Origin of the sequence: Pseudomonas sp. NFACC32-1, from assembly GCF_900101215.1 — a bacterium.
GTDB lineage: Bacteria > Pseudomonadota > Gammaproteobacteria > Pseudomonadales > Pseudomonadaceae > Aquipseudomonas.
The window spans coordinates 53,171-72,552 of the sequence record NZ_FMUL01000008.1; the positions used below are offsets into that span (position 1 = coordinate 53,171).

Below are 19,382 nucleotides of genomic sequence, written 5' to 3' on the forward strand. Positions count from 1 at the left end.
GTTGAAAGGGCCGGTACCTTGGCGGGCCATGATGCCCAAAAGTTTTTGTTTTAACCATGCCTGTTTGGCAGGTGAACCATTTAGGAGCGAAGATGCAAGCAACACGTTGGGCGCAGCGATGGATGGCCTTTGGCTTGTTCTGGTTTCTGCTGGCAATCGCCCTGGCACCAAGCAATAAAGTTTATCAACAGGGCCTTGTTATCTTTGTCTGGTTGCCGGCAATTCTGTTTGCCTGGCCGGCGCGTCAGCGGTTGGCAGAACTGTGGCGTGCCCAGCGTGTCATCTACACCGCGCTGCTGGCACTGGCAGTCTGGTCGCTGATTACCCTGTGCTGGGCCGATGCACCGGAGCCGGCGCGTGAGGCCAAGCGGTTGCTCTACATCCTGGTGTTCCTGTTGTCCTTTGCCATCCTGGCCGATGGCCAGCCCGAGCGAGTCATCCGCATCATGCAATGGGGGGGAGTGGGGCTTGCCCTGACGGCCTTGATGGCGATCGTTCATTTCTACGGCGTTGAAAACAATCCCTGGGTAGCCCGCCTGGAAGGACTGGGCGAGTTGTCCCATCCAATCCTTGGCGGCTACGTGATTGGCCTGGCGGCGATCTGGCTGTTGCACTGGGTGCCTCGTTCCATCGGCCTGCAGGTTGTTTGGGCGGTGGCCCTGGCACTGTTGGGCGTATTCGTCGTGATGAGCCAGAGCCGTGGCGCGGCGCTGGCCTTGCTGCTCAGCGTCCTGGCCATGCCCATCTACTGCCGCGACCAGCGTAGCCGTGTGATCGCAGCCACCGCCCTGGTGCTGGCGATGCTGACCTTCTGGCTGCTCGAGCCGCTGGTCCTGGCGCGTGGTGCTTCCTACCGGCCCGAGATCTTCATGTCGAGCCTGCACATGATTGCCGAGCACCCGTGGGGTGGCCTGGGACTGGCGGCAGACTACCGGATCCCCGTTGGCCGTATTTCCTTTGACCACGCACACAACCTGTTCAGCCATGTCGCCATCCAGCTTGGATTGCCGGGGCTGGCGCTGTGGTGCATTGCCTGGTTCGCCGTGCTGCGCGAAGCCTGGCGCGCACGGGAAAGCCTGCTGGGACGGGGTGTGCTCGGCATGTGGATATTTTCGTTCCTGGCGATGCAGTTCGATGCCGCAAGCCTGACCGGAACGCCGCGCGCCGAGTGGTTCATCAGCTGGCTGCCGATCGGTTTGGCCGGTGTTTTGACCTGGGCGCGGGTCAAGCCGGGTGGCTGTGATAAAATTCCGCGTTCTTCCTAACCAGTGAGCTCTACGATGAGTGATGCACCGCCCAAAGCGGAACAGGACTCCAGCCTGAAAATCTATTTTCGGCTGCTGGGATACGTCAAACCCTACGTGGGCATCTTTTTGCTGAGTATCGTGGGTTTCGTGATATTTGCTTCCACCCAGCCCATGCTGGCCGGGATCCTCAAATATTTCGTCGATGGCTTGAGCAACCCCGATGCGGTGCTCTTTCCCAACGTGGCCTACCTCAAGGACTTGAAGCTGCTGATGGCGGTGCCGCTGCTGATCATCCTGATCGCCGCCTGGCAGGGCCTGGGGTCGTTTCTGGGCAACTATTACCTGGCCAGGGTTTCCCTGGGGCTGGTCCATGACCTGCGGGTCGAGCTGTTCAACAAGCTGCTGGTGCTGCCCAACCGCTATTTCGATACCCACAATTCGGGGCACCTGATTTCCCGCATCACCTTTAACGTGACCATGGTCACCGGTGCTGCCACCGATGCCATCAAGGTGGTGATCCGCGAAGGCCTCACCGTGGTGTTCCTCTTCGTTTACCTGGTCTGGATGAACTGGAAACTGACCTTGGTGATGCTGGCGATCCTGCCGTTGATCGCATTCATGGTCGGCAATACCAGCAAGAAATTCCGCAAGCAGAGCAAGAAAATCCAGGTGGCCATGGGCGACGTCACGCACGTGGCGTCCGAGACCATCCAGGGCTATCGCGTCGTGCGCAGCTTTGGCGGCGAAGCCTACGAAGAACAGCGTTTTGCCCGGGCCAGCCAGGGCAATACCGAAAAACAGCTGCGCATGACGCGTACGGGCGCTGTCTATACGCCAATGTTGCAACTGGTGATCTACACCGCCATGGCGGCCCTGATGTTCCTGGTGCTGTTCCTGCGCGGGGATGCCACGGCCGGTGATCTGGTGGCCTACATCACGGCCGCGGGCCTGCTGCCCAAGCCGATCCGCCAGCTTTCGGAAGTCAGTTCCACCATCCAGAGAGGCGTGGCCGGTGCGGAAAGCATCTTCGAGCAACTGGATGTCGCGCCGGAAATCGACAACGGTACGGTCGAGCAGGAACGCGTCAGCGGCCGTCTCGATGTGCGCAACCTGAGTTTCACCTACCCCGGTGCCGACCGCGAGGTCCTCAAGGACATCAGCTTCACGGCAGCGCCTGGGCAGATGATAGCCCTGGTGGGGCGTTCGGGCAGTGGCAAGTCGACCCTGGCGAGCCTCATCCCGCGCTTCTATCACCATGAAGTCGGCCAGATCCTGCTCGATGATGTGGAAATCGAGGACTATCGCCTGCGCAACCTGCGCCGGCATGTCGCCCAGGTGACCCAGCACGTCACGCTGTTCAACGACACCGTGGCCAACAATATCGCCTATGGCGACCTGGCCGGCGCGCCACGGGCCGATATCGAGAAAGCTGCCCGTGATGCCTACGCCATGGATTTCATCGAGCAGTTGCCCAAGGGGCTGGATACCGAAGTGGGTGAGAACGGCGTGCTGCTGTCCGGTGGCCAGCGTCAGCGCCTGGCCATTGCCCGGGCACTGTTGAAGAATGCGCCGTTGCTGATTCTCGACGAGGCCACCTCGGCACTGGATACCGAGTCCGAGCGGCATATCCAGGCGGCCTTGGACCAAGTGATGAAAGGTCGCACCACCCTGGTCATTGCCCACCGCCTGTCGACTATCGAGAAAGCCGATCTGATCCTGGTCATGGACCAGGGGCGTATCGTCGAGCGCGGCACCCACGGCGAACTGCTTGCCCAGAACGGCTACTACGCACGCCTGCACGCCATGGGCCTGGATGCGCCAGCCCAGGACATCGCCTGATACAGCGTGATACCCGCGGGAGCATCCGAGCTCCCGCGGGCATTTGTATCCAATGGGTTACCTGTGTGAACCAACCCGCCATAAATCCGCGCGCCGCGTTTGATAACGTCCTGGCTACAGGACTTTTCCTGAACGACCTTCACTGATCGATGAGACGATCCCCTTCGCGCGGGTACTCCAATGCTGCAACGTTATCTCTGGAAACTGTTGCCCAAGTCGCAACGCTCCTTTCTGTTGGGCCGCCTGTCGATTGTCGATCGGCAAGCCGTCAACAAATCATTGTCGGCCAACTGCCGCTTCCCCGAAGCCTTCGCCCAGCGCGCCTGCCTGTTCATCCATGTTCCCAAATGCGCCGGCAGCAGTGTCTGCGTGGGCATGTTCGATGGTTTCAGCCCCGGGCATCTACCGCTGTACTGGTACGAGGAGCAGTTTGCGGAGCAATACGCCGCCAGCTTCAAGTTCGCTTTTGTCCGTGATCCTCTGGAGCGTGCCTATTGCGCCTATGCTTTCCTGCGCGGCAATCAGCTGGGGCCGCGGGACCAAAGGGCGCAAGCGCTGGTGAGGCATTACCGTGACTTCGACGATTTCGTCGCCCGCTGGCTGCATCCGGAGAATGTCGCGCGTCAGTTGCATTTCGCCCCACAGACTGAATTTCTCACCGATTCCCTCGGTCACCTGGCGATGGACTTCATCGGTTATCAGGAACATATGGGTCGAGATTTTCGGCGGGTATGCGAGCATCTGGGCCTTGCCGCTACACTGCCTCATGTGAACCGCACCGCGCAGCGTACCTCGATGCCGGTCCGGGAAATCTGTTCGGTGCGTACCCGCCGGCTGGTTCGGCGGGTTTACCAGCGCGACTACGAGATGCTCGGCTATGAATGAGACGTCAAAGGTATCGATGCAACAGGTGCAGATCCGCCCCTACGCGCCGGCGCTTACCCCCGGTGACCGGGCCGCGCTCAAGTCCCAGCGGCCGCGTTGTATCTGGCTGACCGGTTTGTCGGGAGCCGGCAAGTCGACGCTGGCCAATGCCCTGGAGGTGCAGCTCAACCAGCAGGGGTTGCACACCTGTCTGCTCGACGGCGACAACCTGCGCCAAGGGTTGTGCCGCGACCTGGGGATGGATGACGCGGCCCGCAGCGAGAATGTCCGGCGCATTGCCGAGGTTGCGCGGTTGATGGTGGACGCCGGCCTGATCGTCATCGTCGCGGCGATCTCTCCGTTTCGCAATGATCGGGATGCGGCCCGGCGGTTATTTCCTGAAAAAACGTTTCTGGAAGTGTATGTAAGCACGCCTTTCGAGATCTGCGCCCAGCGTGATCCCAAGGGGTTGTATCGCGAGGCATGCGCCGGGCGGATCAAGAATTTCACCGGTCTGGACAGCCCCTACGAAGCGCCGCTGGCGCCCGAATGCGAAATCAATACTTGCGAGGTCGAGCTGTCCCAGGCATGTGACCGGCTGGCGGCATTGCTGAAACAGGAATAATGGCGCGGCTTCCCACCGCCATGGACGAGCCTTCGTCCACCCTGTGCTAATATCGCCGCCCTGTTCATTTTGTATGTGGGATGCTCCATGAAGTTGTCGATGCCGCGATTCGATCAAGCCCCTGTCCTGGTGGTCGGCGATGTCATGCTCGACCGCTATTGGCATGGCGGTACCTCACGGATTTCCCCTGAGGCGCCGGTGCCGGTGGTCAAGGTCGAACACATCGAGGATCGTCCCGGTGGCGCGGCCAACGTCGCGTTGAACATTGCCGCCCTCGGCGCGCCGGCCTCCCTGATCGGCGTCACCGGCGACGACGAGGCCGCCGACAGCCTGTCCAACAGCCTCAGGGGCGCTGGCGTGCGGGCACGATTCCAGCGCATCGCGCACCAGCCGACCATCGTCAAGCTGCGGGTCATGAGCCGTCACCAGCAACTGCTGCGGATCGATTTCGAAGAACCGTTCGCCACCGATCCCCTGGCCCTTGGAGCCGAGGTCGACCAGATGCTCGAAGGCATCAAGGTCCTTGTGTTGTCGGACTACGGCAAGGGCGCGTTGAAGAATCATCAGGTGTTGATCCAGGCCGCGCGTGCCCGTGGCATCCCGGTGCTGGCCGATCCCAAGGGCAAGGATTTTTCCATTTACCGTGGCGCGAGCCTGATCACGCCGAACCTCAGCGAGTTCGAAACCATCGTCGGCGGTTGTGCCGACGAGCATGAACTGGTGAGCAAAGGCGCCCGGTTGATGCAGGACCTCGATCTGGGGGCCCTGCTGGTGACCCGCGGCGAGCACGGCATGACCCTGCTGCGTCCCGACCACCCGGCGTTGCACCTGCCAGCCCGCGCCCGTGAAGTCTTCGACGTGACCGGTGCCGGTGATACGGTGATTTCCACCCTGGCCGCGGCGATTGCCGCTGGGGAGGAATTGCCGCACGCGGTGGCCCTGGCGAACCTGGCGGCAGGCATCGTGGTTGGCAAGCTCGGTACGGCTGCCATCAGCGCCCCGGAACTTCGTCGTGCGATCCAGCGTGAAGAAGGTTCCGAGCGCGGTGTGCTGGGGCTGGAGCAGTTGCTGCTGGCCGTTGACGATGCCCGTGCCCACAACGAGAAGATCGTGTTCACCAATGGCTGCTTCGACATCCTGCATGCCGGCCATGTGACCTATCTCGAGCAGGCCAGGGCACAGGGCGATCGCCTGATCGTTGCGGTCAACGACGACGCTTCCGTGAGCCGTCTCAAGGGGCCGGGTCGGCCGATCAACAGCGTCGACCGGCGCATGGCCGTCCTGGCCGGCCTGGGCGCGGTGGACTGGGTGATCAGCTTCAGCGAAGGCACCCCGGAAAACCTGCTGCGCCAGGTCAAGCCGGACGTGCTGGTAAAGGGCGGCGACTACGGGATCGACCAGGTCGTGGGTGCGGACATCGTCACCGCCTATGGCGGTACCGTGAAGGTGCTCGGGCTGGTGGAAAACAGCTCGACGACAGCGATTGTGGAGAAGATCCGCAATAACTGAGTCCGGCGATTGCGACTCAATGAAGGCGAAGAGCCTTTGTGGCGAGGGAGTCTAGCGATACGTCCCCTCGCCACAGGTCCGGCTTGACTGGTCGCTCTTCGTCCTAACGAGCCACCTTGCGCGGCACGATTTTCTTGAGCAACTGCCGGGCCTTGCCCTTGAGCCGGGTCAGGCCCGACTCCTTGCCCGGAGGCGTCAGCCCTTGCTGGCGCAACCAATCCTTCCAGCGAATCCGCTCCTCCCGCACCAGCCAGCCATCCTGCTTTGCGAAGCTTTCCGCCAGATACAACCCACGGGTGCTGGCCGGGTAGAGCTGGTCCTTTTTCAGGGTGTACAGCTCGGGCAAGGGTTGGCCGTCGTGCAGCGGCATCAGGTAGAGGTCGGGCCGTTTGCGATCAAGCGTGGCCACCAATTGGTCACCCTCGAGGCGCTCATCCACATGAAACAGGCTCAGGGACTTGGCTTCCCGGGGCACATCCAGGCGCAAATCGTAGATCAGTTGCAAGGACGCCGTCGGCAGATGCACATAGGCTCTTGGTCGCTCGATCAGCTGCAGGTTGGCACTGCGCACCGGGCGGGCCGAGCCGGACAGCGGTGCCAGGCGAAACGGCAAGGCTTCGCGATAATGCAGGGCAGCGGCGTAAGGGGCCGGCAGCCAGGTATCGTTGAAGCGTCCGCCGAGCCAGCCTTCGGGGGTTTCCAGCAGACATTCCTCGGCGATTTCCTGGATGGCGGTCAGTAGCGGCAGGTTCAGTTCATGGGCCGGGACGTAGCCGGAAATCAGCTTGAGCACCACGTCGCCGCGATCCTGCCGCCGCTGGCGCACCAGCACCCAGTAGTCGCGGTTTTGCCAATGCAGGGTCAGGCGCACCGAGACCCCCAGGTTGGCCAGTTCCAGGGAAAAGCGTTCGGCATCGGCCACCGTCACCGGCCGACGGCGTTGCAGGGTCTGGGCGAAGTTCAGCGGCATTCCCACGCTCTGGTAGGTCAGGCCTTCGGGAGTCGCTTCGACATACAGGGGCAGGGTCTTGAAGTTGCTGGGGTTCTTTCTGATGAGCGTACGCGGCATGTCGACTCCTTCTTCATGCCGCGCATGCGGCGTCAGTCTTTACGCAGGACCTTGGCAACGGTCGCGACGTTATGGGCGAGGTGCAGCGGATTGATGGTGCCGACAATAGCACTGGCAACCCCGGGATGTTCAAACAACAGTTCGAAGCTGGCACGGACCGGGTCCACCCCGGGGGTCAGGCAGACATGGCCGCTGGCCAGGGCTTTCTTCACCAGGATCGCTTTGCCGTGTTCGGCTGCGTAGTCAATGACAGCCTTCTCGCTTCGTTCGTTCAGATTGTAGGTGACCATTGCGCAATCGCCTTGCTCCAGGGCCTTCAAGCCGCCATCGACGGTTTTACCGGAGAAACCGAAGCCACCGATCTTGCCCTCGCCCTTGAGCGCCGCCAGGGTTGGATAGACCTCGCTGTCGTTGAGGATCGCCAGGTCGTTGCCGTCGGAGTGCACCAGGACCAGGTCGATATAGTCGGTCTCCAGGCGCTTGAGGCTGCGCTCCACTGAAAGGCGGGTGTGGGCGGCGCTGAAGTCATGGCGTGACTGGCCGTCGCTGAATTCTTCCCCGACCTTGCTGACGATCACCCACTCCTGGCGTTGCCCACGCAACAACGGACCGAGGCGTTCTTCGCTGCGGCCATAGGCCGGTGCGGTGTCGATCAGGTTGATGCCCAGGTCGCGTGCCAGCCTGAGCAGCATCCGCGCTTCGTCGTCATCCGGGATCCGAAAGCCGTTGGGGTATTTGACGCCCTGGTCGCGCCCGAGCTTGACGGTACCCAGGCCCACGGGGGAAACCAGCGGGCCGCCATTGCCCAGAGGGCGGAGAAAATCGTGCAGGGTCGGCTGGCTCATGGCAGCAGTTGCTCCCAGGCAGGCACAGCCATGGGTGGTTTCGGCAAGTCGGGCAGGGGGGCCGGATGGCTTGGCACGATGCCGTCGCGTTGCAGCGCCGTGATCACCCGGTCGGTAAAATCCGGAGCCAGGGCCAGTTTGGTCGGCCAACCCACCAATAGACGATCCCGCTCGGCCAGGAAGGCGTTATCCGGACGGGTCAGGCCCGACTGCAAGGGTTCGGCGCGATCCACTCGCAGGGTGGCCCATTGCGCGGAGCTCAGATCGATCCAGGGCAGCAACTGACCGAGTTCCTTCTGGGCGGTAGCGATCTGCGCGGCGGGATCGCGGGCAACGCCATCGGCTTCGGCGATGTCGCCACCCAGGTACCAGACCCACTGGCCATCGGCGGCCGGGTGAGTGGTCACCGTGATGCGCGGCTTCGGTCCGCCTCCCAGGCAATGGGCGTAGAGCGGCTTGAGGGAAGGGCCTTTGACCAGGACCATGTGCAGCGGCCGGCGCTGCATGGCTGGCTGGTCGAGGCCCAGGGCGGCGAGCAGGTCGGCGGTGCCGGCCCCGGCGCTTAAGACGATGCGTTGGGCGCGGATCTCGCGACCGTCTACCTTGAGGCCCAGCAGTTCGTCATTCTCGCGCAGCGGCTCAATGAGTTGTCCGGCAAGCAGACCGTCGCCAGCCAGTTCCGCCAGGCGCGCGATCAGGCTGGGGACATCCACCACCAGTTCGGCCAGACGATAGACCTTGCCCTTGAAGCGCTTGTCCTGCAGGGCTGCGGGCAGTTGTTCGCCCTTGACCTGATCGACGCGACCGCGCACGGCCTTGCTGGCGAAAAAGCTGGTGAGGTTGCCGGCCAGGGTGCCGGGCGACCACAGGTAGTGGGCTTCGGACAGCAGGCGAACGCCGGACAGGTCCAGCTCGCCGTCGCCGGCCAGCGCTTCGCGCCAGCGGCGCGGCATGTCGGCGATGGCTTCCGAGGCGCCGGTCAGTGCGCCATGCAGCGCGTACTTGGCGCCGCCATGGATGATGCCCTGGGATTTGACGCTCTGCCCGCCACCCAGGCTGGCGCTTTCCACCAGCACGGTCGAATAACCCTGGCGCCGCAGGCGCGCATTCAGCCAGAGGCCGGCGACTCCGGCGCCGACAATCAGGACGTCGGTGGAAATAACGGATGGCATGCAGCGACCTCTGTGTTCAAGACGAGGGCGCAGTATACAGACTCGATGAGAAGCGTCTGATCTGCGATTCAAGTTCGGTCCGATTGCGGCAAGGGAATTTATCTCCGCTGGGCTGTGTAGCCACCTCCACCTGACAGCACGGCAGCATGTCAGTTGTCTTGAAAAGGGGGCGCTGCGACGAATCGATAAAGCCCCTCGCCACAAGGTATTCCAGTCAATGACCGGTGTGCTTCAGTGGCCGGCCGTCTTGGAGAACAGCTGGATCACCACCACCCCAAGCACAATCAACGCCATCCCCAGCATCGCCGGCACGTCCAGCTTCTGCCCGTAGATGAACAAGGCCGCCACGCTGACCATGACAATGCCCAGTCCGGCCCAGACCGCATAGGCCACGCCCACCGGGACAGTGCGCACCACCAGGGTCAGCATCCAGAACGCGGTGGCGTAACCGACGATGACCAGTAGCAAGGGCAAGGGCGTGCTCAAGCCTTTGATCGCTTTCATGGAGACGGTGGCAATCACTTCGGCGCAGATGGCGATGGCCAGGTAGTAGTAAGCGTTCATGAGCGATTCCTCTTGGCTGTTGCGACTTTCGATGGCGCCATTCTAGTGAGCGTTCAGATGCGGTAAAGTCATTACCTATCTGATATAGAGATAGGTTGGGTCATGAACGTGCAGTGGAATCTGGAGCAGCTGCGGCTGTTTGTCGGTGTTGCCGAAAAGCGTTCGTTCTCCGCCGTGGCCCGGGACCAACGCAAGGCTCAGTCGGCCATCAGCAGCGCCATTGCCTTGCTGGAAGCCGATCTGGGAGTGAACCTGTTCGAGCGCAGCAGTGGTCGTCAGCCCAGGCTCACTGAAGCCGGCGAAGCCTTGCTGGAAGAGGCGCGGGAGGTGCTGCGCCAGTGCGAACGCCTCAATGGGCGGGCCCAGGCCTTGATGCGAGGACAGGAAGCACGGCTGCGGCTGGCCCAGGACGAGGCCATGCCCTATCAGCCGGTGATCGACAGCCTGACCGCCCTGGCCGAGCGCTTCCCCACCCTCGAGGTGCAACTGGCCAGCGCTGCCCAGGGAGATGTAGCGCGCAAGCTGGTGGAGCGCCACGCCGACCTCGGACTGCTGTTCTATCACGAGCAGATCCCTGCGGCACTGGAGCGCCGGGTCCTGGGCAGCGTCGAGATGGTGACGGTGTGCGGACGCGAACATCCCATGGCCACGCAGGAATACGTGACTTGCCTGGAAATGGCCCGTCATCGCCAGTTGCTGATGGCGACCCAGTCCAGTGTCTACCCCGGCAGTGAGCAGGCCAGCCCGCAAGTCTGGCGCGCCGACAGCTTCTATGTCCTGGCCGAATGGCTCAGGTGTGGCCTGGGTTGGGCCTGGCTGCCACGGCATGTGGTGCAGTACCCGGCCTATCAGGGGCAGATGATCGAGCTCAACAGCGAATGGACCCCGCCAGCGCTGGTGGTGGAACTGGTCTGGCGGCGCGACGAGCCCCTGGGCCCGGCCGCGCGCTGGTTGGCGGAACGTTTTGCCGTGCAGCTGCAGGCGATTGGCTGAAAACCCGATAAACTCCGCCGCCATGAACAGAACTCTCTATAGCGCATTGTTTTATCTGGGGCTGCCACTGGTAGCGATTCGGTTGTGGTTGCGGGCACGCAAGGCGCCGGCTTATGCCCGGCGTATTGGCGAGCGTTTTTCCTGGCGCCTGCCGACCCTGGTGCCGGGAGGTATCTGGGTGCATGCGGTGTCGGTGGGCGAAAGCATTGCCGCCGCGCCGATGATCCGGGCCCTGCTGCAACGTTATCCACAGCTTCCGATCACCGTCACCTGCATGACGCCCACCGGTTCGGAGCGGATCCAGGCCTTGTTCGCCAACGAGCCGCGCATCCAGCATTGCTACCTGCCCTACGACCTGCCCTGCGCCGCGAAGCGCTTTCTCGATCGGGTGCGTCCGAAGCTGGCGGTGATCATGGAAACCGAGCTGTGGCCCAATCACATCCATCAATGCGCCAGGCGCGGCATTCCTGTGGCCTTAGCCAATGCCCGGTTGTCGGAACGTTCGGCGCGGGGGTACGCACGGTTTCCCCGGCTCACCCGTCCGATGCTGGCCGAGATGAGCCTGTTCGCCGTCCAGACCGAAGCCGAGGCCGAGCGTTTTCGCCAGTTGGGCGCCCGGGCCGAAACCGTCGAGGTGACCGGATCCATCAAGTTCGACCTGACGATCGATCCGCAACTGCTGGAAAGTGCCAGCGTCTTGCGGCATCAATGGCAAGCGACAGAGCGCGCAGTCTGGATCGCCGCGAGCACCCATGAGGGCGAAGACGAGGTGGTGCTGGCCGCCCACCGCCAGTTGCTCGACAGTTATCCCGATGCGCTGCTGATCCTGGTGCCGCGTCATCCCGAGCGTTTCGACTCGGTGTACCGGCTCTGTGAGCGCGAAGGCTTCGCCACGGTCCGGCGTTCCAGCGGGCAGCCTGTGACCGCCCAGGCTTCGGTGCTGCTGGGCGATACCATGGGCGAACTGTTGTTTCTCTACGCGTTGGCCGACAGCGCCTTTGTCGGCGGCAGCCTGGTGCCCAACGGTGGGCACAATCTGCTGGAACCGGCGGCCCTGGCCAAGCCGGTTCTGAGTGGACCGCACTTGTTCAATTTCCTCGAAATCGCCGCCCAGCTGCGAGCCGCCGGGGCATTGCAGGAAGTCGACGATGCCGAGAGCCTGGCCTTGGCGGTGCAGCGATTGTTCGAACTGCCCCGGGATGCCCAGCGCATGGCCGAGGCTGGCCTGAAGGTGATGCGCACCAATCAGGGGGCGCTGCAGCGTTTGCTGGACGGATTAGGGCGGTTGATCGCGGGACGGTGATGATTGCTGTGTGGCAAGAGAAAATATCTGTGGCGAGGGGATAAATCTCCTCGCCACAGGGGTAGCTGCCGCGAGATCCGTGGGCTACTGCGCCGGCCGTGAGCGCAGTTGCTCCGCCGCGGCCTGCGCCAGGTCCGGTGGCAGGAAATCCTTGTCCGGGTTGTAATCAGGCTTGAGGTAGCGCGACAGGTCCTGAAGGTCGGCCGGGCTCAGGGTGCCGGCGGCCTGCTTGAGGCGCAGGTTGTCGAGAATGTAGTCGTAGCGGGCGTTGTTGTAGTTGCGCACCGAGGTGTACAGCTGGCGCTGGGCATCCAGCACATCGACGATATTGCGGGTGCCCACCTGGTAACCGATCTCCGTGGCCTCCACCGCGCTCTGGTTGGAAATGATCGACTGGCGCCGTGCCTGGACCTGTTCCACGTCGGTGTTCACCGCGCGATGCAGGTTACGGGTGTTTTCCACCACCTGCCGGCGCAGGCCTTCGCGCTGCTGCTCGGTCTGGGTCAACTGCGAGTAGGACTCGCGGACCTGGGAGGTGGTCAACCCGCCGCTGTAGATCGGAATGTTCAACTGCAGGGCCAGGGTGCGCTGCTCGACATCGCCCCCGTATGGACGGCCAATCGCGTTCGGGTTGCTGAACCCCAGCGCGTCGTTGTCACCTTTCTCATACCTCGCCACGGCATCGAGGGTCGGGGCGTGGCCGGCCTTGCGTTGGCGCAGGGTGTCTTCGGCCGCCGTGACGGCGTAGTTGCTGGCCAGCAGGTTGAGGTTCTGCCGGGCGGCGGTGTCCACCCAGGCCTTGGCATCGTTCGGCGCCGGCGGCAGGATCGGTAGTGTGTGGACGATGCCCTGGATCGAGTTGTACTGGCGGTTGGTCAAGGTGATCAGGGCTTCGAAGGCATCCTCGACCTGGCGTTGGGCGAGGATCCGGTTGGCCCGCGCGGTGTCGTAGCTGGCCTGGGATTGCAGCACGTCGGTCTTGTCCGACAGGCCCACGTCGAAGCGCTCGTTGGATTGGTCGAGCTGGCGCTTGAACGCGGCTTCTTCAGCCTTGGTCGACGCCAGGTTGTCCTGACTGCGCAGCACATTGAAGTAACTCTCGGCGCTTTGCAGGATCAGGTTCTGTTCGGTGGCCGACAGTTGCAGTGCCGCCTGCTCGTTCACCGACTTGGCAGCCTGGAATTGAAACCAGCGGTCGGCACGGAACAGCGGTTGGGACAATGTGGCCTGGTATGAACGCGCACTGCGGTTGGCAATGGCGGCAGGCTCATCGATGTCGGTGCGCACGTTGGCCACCTCGGCCCCGCCGGAAAGGTTGGGCAGCAATCCGGCGCGGGCCTGGGGCACCACTTCCTTCTGGGCGCCGTACTGGGCGCGGGCAGCGGCCAGGTCGGCGTTGTTGTCCACCGCTTCCTGGTACACGCTCACCAGGTCGGTTCTGGTCGATAAGGGCGCTTCGGCAGCCCAAGCCATTCCATTGGACGCACAAGACACGGCAAGGGCCAGTGAGAGTTTGCGCAGCATGAGACGATCCCTAGACGAATGAGTGCGCACGAAGGCGCGGCGTAGCGAGTGTAGTTGCGCCGGGGCATGGCAACAATCCTGTATATGCGCCATTCATCAAGCCTTTTACCGTAGCCATGGCGTTCTGTAGTGGTTGTGTCTAGACTGGCCGGGTTCTTGTCGGGGTGCCTTGCTTTGAGGCTGAGATCGAATAATTTCGGATCCCGTTGAACCTGATCAGGTTAACGCCTGCGTAGGGAACAAGATTTCTCGTCACCCGGCGAGTCCTCTTGTGCTTCGTCCGGGATGTTGTTCGACAATCGACTTTCGATCTTCGAGCATCCTCGAGCAGCAAGCACAGCATCCGCACGATCGTGCAGGGGTGCGTCCATTCGCTACAGGTTCGCTCCGACAAAAATCCACTGCCTGGATGTGTGTCTGGAGAGCCCGTGATGACGACAAAATCAAAAAACGCGACCAACCTCAGTGATTCGGCCCAGGTCGATCAGCAATCGGTTCAGCCCTTTACCCGCTCGCAAAAAATCTATGTCCAGGGCAGCCGCCCGGACATCCGCGTGCCCATGCGCGAGATCAGCCTCGACGTGACCCCCACCGACTTCGGTGGCGAGATCAACGCGCCGGTGACGGTCTATGACACCTCGGGCCCCTACACCGACCCGAACGTGATCATCGACGTACGCAAAGGCCTGGCCGATGTACGTTCGCCCTGGATCGAGGCGCGGGGCGACACCGAACGCCTGGCAGGTCTGAGTTCCAGCTTCGGCAAGGAACGCCTGGCCGACCCCGAGCTGACCAAGCTGCGCTTCGCCCACGTGAACAATCCGCGTCGCGCCAAGCCGGGGGCCAACGTCAGCCAGATGCACTACGCGCGCAAAGGCATCATCACCGCCGAGATGGAATACGTCGCCATCCGCGAGAACATGAAGCTGGAAGTGGCTCGTGCCGCTGGCCTGCTGGATCAACAGCACGCCGGCCACAGCTTCGGCGCCAGCATCCCCAAGGTCATCACCCCCGAATTCGTCCGCGATGAAATCGCCCGTGGTCGCGCGATCATTCCGGCCAACATCAACCACACCGAACTGGAGCCGATGATCATCGGCCGCAACTTCCTGGTGAAGATCAACGGCAACATCGGCAACAGCGCGCTGGGGTCGTCCATCGAAGAAGAAGTGGCCAAGCTGACCTGGGGCATCCGCTGGGGTTCGGACACGGTCATGGACCTGTCCACCGGCAAGCACATCCATGAAACCCGTGAGTGGATCATTCGCAACTCGCCGGTCCCGATCGGTACCGTACCGATCTACCAGGCCCTGGAAAAAGTCGGTGGAGTGGCCGAAGACCTGACCTGGGAGCTGTTTCGCGACACGCTGATCGAACAGGCCGAACAGGGTGTCGACTATTTCACCATCCATGCCGGCGTGCTGCTGCGCTATGTGCCGATGACTGCCAAGCGCGTCACCGGGATCGTCAGCCGTGGCGGTTCGATCATGGCCAAGTGGTGCCTGGCGCACCACAAGGAAAACTTCCTCTACACCCACTTCGAAGACATCTGCGAAATCATGAAGGCCTACGACGTCAGCTTCTCGCTGGGCGATGGCCTGCGTCCGGGCTCGATTGCCGACGCCAACGACGAAGCGCAGTTCGGTGAGCTGGAAACCCTGGGCGAGCTGACCAAGATCGCCTGGAAGCACGACGTGCAATGCATGATCGAAGGCCCTGGCCACGTGCCGATGCAGTTGATCAAGGAGAACATGGACAAGCAGCTGGAGTGCTGCGACGAGGCGCCGTTCTATACCCTCGGCCCGCTGACCACCGACATCGCGCCGGGCTACGACCACATCACCTCCGGTATCGGTGCGGCGATGATCGGCTGGTTCGGCTGTGCCATGCTCTGCTATGTGACCCCCAAGGAGCACCTGGGGCTGCCGAACAAGGATGACGTGAAGACCGGGATCATCACCTACAAGATCGCCGCCCATGCGGCCGACCTGGCCAAGGGGCATCCTGGTGCGCAGATCCGCGACAATGCCCTGAGCAAGGCCCGTTTCGAGTTCCGCTGGGAAGACCAGTTCAACCTCGGCCTGGACCCGGACACCGCCCGTTCGTACCACGATGAAACCCTGCCGAAGGACTCGGCCAAGGTGGCGCATTTCTGCTCGATGTGCGGGCCGAAATTCTGCTCGATGAAAATCACCCAGGAAGTACGCGAATACGCCGCCAACCAGCGCATCGAAGCGGTGGACGTCGACGTCGCCCAGGGAATGGCGGAGCAGGCCGAGCGGTTCAAGCAGGAAGGCAGTCAGCTTTACAAGAAAGTGTGATGTGAGCCGAGGGGGCGGTGTTTTCACTGCCCTCATCGCGAGCAAGCTCGCTCCCACAGGGGATCTGCTGTGAACACAAAGTCTGTGTGCGCCTGTGATCCCTTGTGGGAGCGAGCTTGCTCGCGATAGCGGCCCCAAAACAACAAATACTCCTCTGAGATAACACTCGTGAACATCCAACCCAGCACCTACTCCCCGGATACCGCAGTCCCCCTGGACAAACGTGTCTTCGGCGCCCGCGACCTGTTTTCCCTGTGGTTCTCCCTCGGCATCGGCCTGATGGTCTTGCAGGTCGGTGCCTTGCTCGCGCCGGGCCTTGGGCTGAGCGGTTCGTTGCTGGCGATTTTCCTCGGCACATTGGTGGGTGTCCTGCTATTGGCGGCCGTTGGCGTGATCGGCAGCGACACCGGCCTGTCGGCCATGGCGGCGCTCAGGCTCAGCCTGGGTGGCAGGGGCGCGAGCGTGCCGGCGGTGTTGAACCTGTTGCAACTGATTGGCTGGGGCTCGTTCGAAATCATCGTCATGCGCGATGCGGCCAGCCTGCTTGGCGCACGGGCCTTCAGCGAGGGCAGCCTGGGTGCGAGCCCATTGCTGTGGACATTGTTCTTCGGCGCCCTGGCGACCTTGCTTGCGGTGAGCGGACCGCTGACATTCGTGCGCAAGGTGCTGCGCAAATGGGGCATCTGGCTGCTGCTGGGGGCTTGCCTGTGGCTGACCTGGAACCTGTTCGCCAAGGCCGACCTGGCGGCGCTGTGGGCCCAGGCGGGCGACGGCTCGATGCCGCTGGCGGTGGGATTCGACATCGCGATCGCCATGCCGTTGTCGTGGCTGCCGCTGATCGCCGACTACTCACGTTTCGGCAAACGCGCCAGGAACGTCTTCGGCGGCACCGCCCTGGGGTTTTTCATGGGTAACTGCTGGCTGATGAGCCTGGGCGTGGCCTACACCCTGGCCTTTGCGCCGAGCGGCGAAGTCAATGCATTGCTATTGGCCCTGGCAGGCGCCGGATTGGGCATCCCGCTGCTGTTGATCCTGCTGGACGAGTCGGAAAACGCTTTCGCCGATATTCACTCGGCCGCGGTTTCCAGTGGCATGTTGTCGGGGTTGAAGGTCGAGCACCTGGCCTTGGCCATCGGTGTCATCTGCACATTGATCGCCTGCTTCGCGCCCTTGGCGCAGTACCAGAACTTCCTGCTGCTGATCGGCTCGGTGTTCGCGCCGCTGTTCGGCGTGGTGCTGGTGGATCATTTCATCCTGCGCAGGCGCAGCAGCCAGGTGGTGTCGGCCGCATTGCGCTGGCCGGCGTTGTTGGCGTGGCTGGGCGGGGTGAGCACCTATCATGTGCTCGCCCACTTCTACCCGGATGTCGGCGCGACCCTGCCATCGCTGATCGTGGCAGGGGCGCTGCAACTGATGCTGGGCCGGGCGTTCAGCTACGGCCGGGAAACAGCTCGGGCTTGAGAATGCCGTTGAGGCGCGGGTAGGGGATCTTCAGTTCGATGTGGCCCAGGGCGTAGGGCGCGATGGTGCTCGTTTCGTACTTGAGGATCACCCCGCCGTAGGTCAGCGCCACGTTCGGGGTTTTCTTGAAGGGCCACTGCTTGATGAATTCCGGCTCCTGATCCAGCTTGGTGCTGATCAACCAACTGTTATGGGCGACCTGGACAGCTTTCCAGAAGGCGTCCTCCTGGCCCGGCAGCAGCATGTCGGACAGGGTCAGCACCTTGTTCTGCTGGCGCGAATAGTTGATGAAGCCGCGTCCGGGTGTCCCGTGTTCACCGCCGGTATCCAGGTAGCTGGACAGTTCGATGATCACCAGGCCGTCATGTTGCTCCCGTACCTTGGCCTGCAGATAACTGCTGCTGCCAGGGGCGGCGCTGCGCAGGAACTGGTCGCGGTAGGCGGCCAATGTCGGCGCCACCGGGGCGTCGGGTGCGGTGCGGGTCATTTGCAGCAAGCGTTTTTCGACGATGCCGTCCAGTGCCGGCTCGGCGGGAAAATGCAGGGTGTCGATGTTCACCAAGGGGCAGTCGGCACTGGCACAACCGGGTTGCAACTGTTCCGAGGCATCGCGGGTGGTTTCCAGCGGTGCGCGGTAATTGGGCTGGAACAGGCTTTGGCAAGCGCCCAGGGTCAGGGCGACGAGGGCCACTGAAACGGTTTTGAAAAGCGACATGGGTGTCCTTCATGAAACAGGGAAAGGCGAAAAGCTCCCCGCTTCGACTGTCTGCGGGGCAATCAGTTCGCCACTAAACTCATTAGAATTCTTTCATCCCCTGCCGTCTATCCCGATCAGTGGAAAGGGGCTGCATCAAACGGTACGGGCGCGTTAGGATGGCGCGAAGTCGAGGTTGGAACCTCGCATCGATCTGCTCCATACGAGGACTGTCATGACTGATTTCGCCAACGCCACACCGACCGCCGTGGACATCGTCAAGCGCGAAAGCTGCTTCCAGGGTTTCTACAAGCTCGATCGCGTTCACCTGCGCCATGAGCTGTTCGCTGGGGGCATGAGCCGTGAAATCAGTCGTGAGCTGTTCGTGCGCCATGACGCGGTGTGCGTGTTGCCCTATGACCCGCAGCGCGACGAAGTGGTGCTCATCGAGCAGTTTCGCGTGGGCGCCATGGGCAAGACGGTCAACCCGTGGCTGGTGGAACTGGTGGCCGGCCTGATCGACAAGGACGAACAACCGGAAGAAGTTGCTCATCGCGAAGCGCAGGAGGAAGCTGGGCTCGTATTCGCCGCGCTGTGGCCGATGACCAAGTATTTCCCATCGCCGGGCGGCAGCAATGAATTCGTGCATCTCTACCTGGGGCGTTGCGACAGCACGGGGGCAGGCGGCCTGCACGGGCTTGTGGAAGAGGCCGAAGACATTCGTGTGAAGGTCTGGGCTTACGAAGATGCCTTGCAGGCGGTGCGCGACGGACGTATCTGCAACGCGGCCAGCATCATTGCCTTGCAGTGGCTGGCCTTGAACCGCGATGAAGTGAGGGGGCTATGGTCCTGAACAAGCTACGCGATCGCTATCGCGTCGATCTGGTGGGCTTGCAGGCGGCCTGTGAGGCCAACTATGCCCGCCTGATGCGCTTGTTGCCGGACATGCGCAACGATCCGGCGCCGCGCCGCATCGCCGTGACCCATGGCGACCAGATGCTCGGCGTGCTGGCCCTCGAAGTGCTGCAGACCTGCCCCTATACCACCACGCTGCAAGTGCGCCAGGAGCACAGCCTGCCCTGGCTGCCGGTGCCGCAGCTGGAAGTCCAGGTCTACCACGATGCCCGCATGGCCGAAGTCGTCAGCGCCGAACATGCAAGACGCTTCCGTGGCATCTATCCTTATCCCAATGCCTCAATGCACCAGCCGGACGAGAAAGCCCAGTTGAACCTGTTCCTGGGAGAGTGGCTGAGTCATTGCCTGGCGCTGGGGCACGAGTTCGAAGTCGTTCGCTAGTGTGAACCGGTTCCGGTTCGCGGGTTTCCCCTTTCGATCATCCCCAGCATAATTGC

At 62.6% G+C, this 19,382-nt stretch carries 17 protein-coding genes and 1 riboswitch; of the genes, 11 read left to right on the forward strand and 6 right to left on the reverse strand.

Features of this window, described 5'->3' with window-relative positions:
- The first annotated feature begins 92 nt into the window (after positions 1 to 92).
- The 5 genes from BLP99_RS14335 to hldE all read left to right on the forward strand — a co-directional run bounded on the left by BLP99_RS14335 (position 93) and on the right by hldE (position 6,084).
- Positions 93 to 1,265 (forward strand): O-antigen ligase family protein, encoded by a 1,173-nt coding sequence (locus tag BLP99_RS14335; RefSeq protein WP_092180614.1) that lies wholly within the window; start codon positions 93 to 95, stop codon positions 1,263 to 1,265.
- 15 nt (positions 1,266 to 1,280) lie between these two features.
- Entirely contained in the window at positions 1,281 to 3,086 is a 1,806-nt protein-coding gene (gene msbA / locus BLP99_RS14340; protein WP_072398539.1) for a lipid A export permease/ATP-binding protein MsbA, read from the forward strand.
- A 180-nt stretch (positions 3,087 to 3,266) separates the two neighbouring features.
- Positions 3,267 to 3,971 (forward strand): sulfotransferase family 2 domain-containing protein, encoded by a 705-nt coding sequence (locus BLP99_RS14345; RefSeq protein WP_072398538.1) that lies wholly within the window; start codon positions 3,267 to 3,269, stop codon positions 3,969 to 3,971.
- Entirely contained in the window at positions 3,964 to 4,575 is a 612-nt protein-coding gene (gene cysC / locus BLP99_RS14350) for an adenylyl-sulfate kinase (RefSeq protein WP_072432161.1), read from the forward strand. Before BLP99_RS14345 ends, cysC begins: the two co-directional genes overlap by 8 nt.
- Before the next feature lie 87 nt (positions 4,576 to 4,662).
- Entirely contained in the window at positions 4,663 to 6,084 is a 1,422-nt protein-coding gene (gene hldE / locus BLP99_RS14355; protein ID WP_072398536.1) for a bifunctional D-glycero-beta-D-manno-heptose-7-phosphate kinase/D-glycero-beta-D-manno-heptose 1-phosphate adenylyltransferase HldE, read from the forward strand.
- A 103-nt stretch (positions 6,085 to 6,187) separates the two neighbouring features.
- Here the strand turns inward: hldE and BLP99_RS14360 are convergent, their stop codons facing one another.
- The 4 genes from BLP99_RS14360 to BLP99_RS14375 all read right to left on the reverse strand — a co-directional run bounded on the left by BLP99_RS14360 (position 6,188) and on the right by BLP99_RS14375 (position 9,734).
- Complete coding sequence (locus BLP99_RS14360; RefSeq protein ID WP_072398535.1) at positions 6,188 to 7,153, reverse strand: metal ABC transporter ATPase; 966 nt, start codon at positions 7,151 to 7,153, stop codon at positions 6,188 to 6,190.
- Between the two features lie 32 nt (positions 7,154 to 7,185).
- Entirely contained in the window at positions 7,186 to 7,998 is an 813-nt protein-coding gene (locus tag BLP99_RS14365) for an aldo/keto reductase (RefSeq protein WP_072398534.1), read from the reverse strand.
- A complete protein-coding gene (locus BLP99_RS14370) occupies positions 7,995 to 9,170 on the reverse strand; it encodes an NAD(P)/FAD-dependent oxidoreductase (protein WP_072398533.1) in 1,176 nt (391 codons plus the stop codon). The genes BLP99_RS14365 and BLP99_RS14370 overlap by 4 nt, the downstream gene beginning before the upstream one ends.
- A gap of 231 nt (positions 9,171 to 9,401) precedes the next feature.
- On the reverse strand, positions 9,402 to 9,734 hold the full coding sequence (locus BLP99_RS14375; RefSeq protein WP_046065574.1) for a DMT family transporter: 333 nt from the start codon (positions 9,732 to 9,734) through the stop codon (positions 9,402 to 9,404).
- Positions 9,735 to 9,836: 102 nt separating this feature from the next.
- On the opposite strand from BLP99_RS14375, the gene BLP99_RS14380 reads away from it, so the two are divergent.
- Entirely contained in the window at positions 9,837 to 10,727 is an 891-nt protein-coding gene (locus tag BLP99_RS14380; RefSeq protein WP_072398532.1) for a LysR family transcriptional regulator, read from the forward strand.
- Positions 10,728 to 10,749: 22 nt separating this feature from the next.
- Positions 10,750 to 12,030, forward strand: a complete 1,281-nt coding sequence (gene waaA / locus BLP99_RS14385; RefSeq protein WP_076405684.1) for a lipid IV(A) 3-deoxy-D-manno-octulosonic acid transferase — start codon at positions 10,750 to 10,752, stop codon at positions 12,028 to 12,030.
- Between the two features lie 84 nt (positions 12,031 to 12,114).
- Here the strand turns inward: waaA and BLP99_RS14390 are convergent, their stop codons facing one another.
- Positions 12,115 to 13,554: a TolC family outer membrane protein gene (locus BLP99_RS14390; RefSeq protein ID WP_072398530.1), complete on the reverse strand. Its 1,440-nt coding sequence runs from the start codon at positions 13,552 to 13,554 to the stop codon at positions 12,115 to 12,117.
- Positions 13,555 to 13,704: 150 nt separating this feature from the next.
- A riboswitch (TPP riboswitch) is annotated at positions 13,705 to 13,810 on the forward strand.
- A 175-nt stretch (positions 13,811 to 13,985) separates the two neighbouring features.
- On the opposite strand from BLP99_RS14390, the gene thiC reads away from it, so the two are divergent.
- Both thiC and cytX read left to right on the forward strand, forming a co-directional pair.
- Complete coding sequence (thiC, locus tag BLP99_RS14395; RefSeq protein WP_072398529.1) at positions 13,986 to 15,875, forward strand: phosphomethylpyrimidine synthase ThiC; 1,890 nt, start codon at positions 13,986 to 13,988, stop codon at positions 15,873 to 15,875.
- Between the two features lie 168 nt (positions 15,876 to 16,043).
- Positions 16,044 to 17,336, forward strand: a complete 1,293-nt coding sequence (gene cytX / locus BLP99_RS14400; protein WP_072398528.1) for a putative hydroxymethylpyrimidine transporter CytX — start codon at positions 16,044 to 16,046, stop codon at positions 17,334 to 17,336.
- Here the strand turns inward: cytX and BLP99_RS14405 are convergent.
- Positions 17,305 to 18,051 (reverse strand): RsiV family protein, encoded by a 747-nt coding sequence (locus tag BLP99_RS14405; protein WP_072398527.1) that lies wholly within the window; start codon positions 18,049 to 18,051, stop codon positions 17,305 to 17,307. The genes cytX and BLP99_RS14405 overlap by 32 nt on opposite strands.
- Positions 18,052 to 18,265: 214 nt before the next feature.
- Here BLP99_RS14405 and BLP99_RS14410 point away from each other — a divergent pair, with 214 nt between their 5' ends.
- Together BLP99_RS14410 and BLP99_RS14415 are read left to right on the forward strand one after the other, a co-directional pair.
- Complete coding sequence (locus BLP99_RS14410) at positions 18,266 to 18,883, forward strand: NUDIX domain-containing protein (protein WP_072398526.1); 618 nt, start codon at positions 18,266 to 18,268, stop codon at positions 18,881 to 18,883.
- Positions 18,874 to 19,326, forward strand: a complete 453-nt coding sequence (locus tag BLP99_RS14415) for a DUF1249 domain-containing protein (protein ID WP_003186471.1) — start codon at positions 18,874 to 18,876, stop codon at positions 19,324 to 19,326. Before BLP99_RS14410 ends, BLP99_RS14415 begins: the two co-directional genes overlap by 10 nt.
- Positions 19,327 to 19,382: the final 56 nt, after the last annotated feature.

Bases quoted from the DNA above. Each gene is read 5' to 3' on its own strand.
- BLP99_RS14335 (WP_092180614.1), top strand. From the start codon at position 93: ATGCAAGCAACACGTTGGGCGCAGCGATGGATGGCCTTTGGCTTGTTC.
- msbA (WP_072398539.1), top strand. From the start codon at position 1,281: ATGAGTGATGCACCGCCCAAAGCGGAACAGGACTCCAGCCTGAAAATC.
- BLP99_RS14345 (WP_072398538.1), top strand. From the start codon at position 3,267: ATGCTGCAACGTTATCTCTGGAAACTGTTGCCCAAGTCGCAACGCTCC.
- cysC (WP_072432161.1), top strand. From the start codon at position 3,964: ATGAATGAGACGTCAAAGGTATCGATGCAACAGGTGCAGATCCGCCCC.
- hldE (WP_072398536.1), top strand. From the start codon at position 4,663: ATGAAGTTGTCGATGCCGCGATTCGATCAAGCCCCTGTCCTGGTGGTC.
- BLP99_RS14360 (WP_072398535.1), bottom strand. From the start codon at position 7,153: ATGCCGCGTACGCTCATCAGAAAGAACCCCAGCAACTTCAAGACCCTG.
- BLP99_RS14365 (WP_072398534.1), bottom strand. From the start codon at position 7,998: ATGAGCCAGCCGACCCTGCACGATTTTCTCCGCCCTCTGGGCAATGGC.
- BLP99_RS14370 (WP_072398533.1), bottom strand. From the start codon at position 9,170: ATGCCATCCGTTATTTCCACCGACGTCCTGATTGTCGGCGCCGGAGTC.
- BLP99_RS14375 (WP_046065574.1), bottom strand. From the start codon at position 9,734: ATGAACGCTTACTACTACCTGGCCATCGCCATCTGCGCCGAAGTGATT.
- BLP99_RS14380 (WP_072398532.1), top strand. From the start codon at position 9,837: ATGAACGTGCAGTGGAATCTGGAGCAGCTGCGGCTGTTTGTCGGTGTT.
- waaA (WP_076405684.1), top strand. From the start codon at position 10,750: ATGAACAGAACTCTCTATAGCGCATTGTTTTATCTGGGGCTGCCACTG.
- BLP99_RS14390 (WP_072398530.1), bottom strand. From the start codon at position 13,554: ATGCTGCGCAAACTCTCACTGGCCCTTGCCGTGTCTTGTGCGTCCAAT.
- thiC (WP_072398529.1), top strand. From the start codon at position 13,986: ATGACGACAAAATCAAAAAACGCGACCAACCTCAGTGATTCGGCCCAG.
- BLP99_RS14405 (WP_072398527.1), bottom strand. From the start codon at position 18,051: ATGTCGCTTTTCAAAACCGTTTCAGTGGCCCTCGTCGCCCTGACCCTG.
- BLP99_RS14410 (WP_072398526.1), top strand. From the start codon at position 18,266: ATGACTGATTTCGCCAACGCCACACCGACCGCCGTGGACATCGTCAAG.
- BLP99_RS14415 (WP_003186471.1), top strand. From the start codon at position 18,874: ATGGTCCTGAACAAGCTACGCGATCGCTATCGCGTCGATCTGGTGGGC.